Genomic DNA, 579 nt, shown 5'->3' on the forward strand with positions numbered 1-579 from the left:
CCACTCGTGGGAGCGAGGAACGAACGAAAACACCAACGGGTTGCTTCGGCAGTACCTGCCCAAGGGCATGTGCTTGAAGGGGCTGACCCAAGCCGAGTGCGACCGCATTGCGGGTGAACTCAACAGCCGGCCAAGAGAAAGACTAGGATTCAGGACTCCGGCCGAAGCATTCGGCCGTCCGCGGGGTGTTGCACTTCAACGTTGAACTCAAGCACCGGAGATGCACCAACCGTGATGGACTTGCCGTGCAATGCAGGCGGACCCGAGGAAACTGGAGATGCTACTCGGCTGACCGGAGCCTGGCTATGTAGCACCGGGGCTGCGGCTGTTTCAGTTTGGCCCGCCCGCCGAGACGGCAGAACCGGCCCGGTAGCAGCGCCCACCCCAAGCTCCGGCCGTGACCGCAGGCACTGTTGAGCCGTGACGTAGCGCCAAGGCTTCAATTTCTTGACCAACTTGGCAGGTGGAAGGCCGAAGTGACCACGGACCGTGCGCTGGCCGCCGAAGGACGGACGGCCCACGCCGACGCTGAAGCGAGCACGCCTCTCCCATGAGCACAAAGCATCGAGACCGAGGCCT

The 579-nt window shown here is 63.2% G+C and carries 1 protein-coding gene; it reads left to right on the forward strand.

What is annotated here, in order from left to right:
* Positions 1-205, forward strand: a 205-nt coding sequence (locus AC1DYI_RS37985) for a transposase (protein WP_477209205.1), incomplete at its 5' end; no start/stop codon positions are given.
* Positions 206-579: the final 374 nt, after the last annotated feature.

Source organism: Ideonella sp. P3_A4 (assembly GCF_056403075.1).